1 protein-coding gene is annotated in these 1,465 nt (G+C 68.1%); it reads left to right on the top strand.

What is annotated here, in order from left to right:
- Positions 1-40 precede the first annotated feature (40 nt).
- Positions 41-1,450 carry an IS30 family transposase gene (locus BJF79_RS39655; RefSeq protein WP_075905137.1) on the top strand — a complete coding sequence of 470 codons (1,410 nt, stop codon included), beginning with the start codon at positions 41-43 and terminating at the stop codon, positions 1,448-1,450.
- Positions 1,451-1,465 lie beyond the last annotated feature (15 nt).

A 1,465-nucleotide genomic window follows, 5' to 3' on the forward strand; every position in this document is an offset into this window, starting at 1 on the left:
GGCGGATTCAACTGGTCGTCGCAACACCTTGTAGCCGGGGATGGTGCTGGTGGGTTTGGGGAAGCGTCAGGAGGCTGTCCGTTTGTATCGCGGGCAGATTCCCTCGCCGGGGCGGCCGACGGTCGCGTGGCGTGAGGACCGTGTCCGGTTCTGGCGGGCGATCGCGCGGGGGGCGAGTTCGGAGGACGCCGCGATTGAGATCGGTGTGTCGCAGGCGGTGGGGACGCGCTGGTTTCGCCGGGCTGGCGGGGTGGGACCGTGTCTTGCCCCGACGGTGTCGGGCCGCTATCTGTCGTTCGCGGAGCGAGAAGAGATCGCGCTGTTGCGTGCTCGGCAGGTGGGCGTGCGGGAGATCGCGCGGCGCCTGGGGCGCTCGCCGTCGACCATTTCCAGGGAGCTTCGGCGCAACGCGTCCACGCGGACGTACTCGGTGGAGTACCGGGCGTCGGTGGCGCAGTGGCACGCTGAGCGCCGAGCCAGGCGGCCGAAGACGGCGAAACTCGCGGCCAACGATCAGCTGCGCGACTACGTCCAGGACCGGTTGTCCGGCGCTATCCGCACCCCGGACGGGTTGATCGCTGCGGGGCCCTGGGTGCCGGAGTGGAAGGGGCGGAACAAGCCCCGGCGCCAAGACCGATGCCGGGTGAGGGGCTGGAGCCCGCAGCAGATCGCCAACCGGTTGAAGGTCGACCATCCCGAAGACGAGACGATGCGGATCTCTCACGAGGCCATCTATCAGGCACTGTTCATCCAGGACCGAGGCGCTCTGAAGCGCGAACTGGCCGCCTGCCTGCGCACCGGCCGCGCCCTGAGGGTTCCGCGAGCCCGCTCCAGGCAGCGCGCCGGTGGGCACGTCACCCCCGAGGTGATGATCGGTCAACGGCCGGCCGAGGTCGAGGACCGCGCTGTTCCAGGCCACTGGGAAGGCGACCTCATCATCGGTACCGGCCGGTCCGCGATCGGCACGCTGGTGGAACGCACGACACGGTTCACCATCCTGCTGCACCTGCCGCGGATGGACGGCTACGGAATCCAGCCGCCGGTGAAGAACGGTCCGGCTCTGGCCGGTCGCGGCGCCGAGGCCGTGAAGGATGCGATCGCCGCCACGATCAGCACTCTGCCCGAGTACCTGTGCCGCTCGCTGACCTGGGATCGCGGCAAGGAACTGGCCCAGCACACCCAACTCCGCGTCGACACCGGCCTGGCCGTCTACTTCGCCGATCCGCACAGCCCCTGGCAGCGAGGAACGAACGAGAACACAAACGGCCTGCTCCGCCAATACTTCCCCAAAGGCACAGACCTATCGAGATGGGACGAACAAGAACTCGCGGCCGTTGCTCACGCCCTCAACTCCAGGCCCCGCAAGACACTCGGATGGAAGACACCCGCCGAGGCCCTGAACGAGCATCTACTATCGGTCCACGAAGCCGGTGTTGCGACGACCGGTTGAGCCCAAGCAATACAC

This window comes from Actinomadura sp. CNU-125 (genome assembly GCF_001942465.1).
Lineage (GTDB): Bacteria > Actinomycetota > Actinomycetes > Streptosporangiales > Streptosporangiaceae > Spirillospora.

What these genes read in the sequence shown, in the direction of transcription:
- BJF79_RS39655 (WP_075905137.1), top strand. Translation starts at nt 41, where the DNA reads ATGGTGCTGGTGGGTTTGGGGAAGCGTCAGGAGGCTGTCCGTTTGTAT.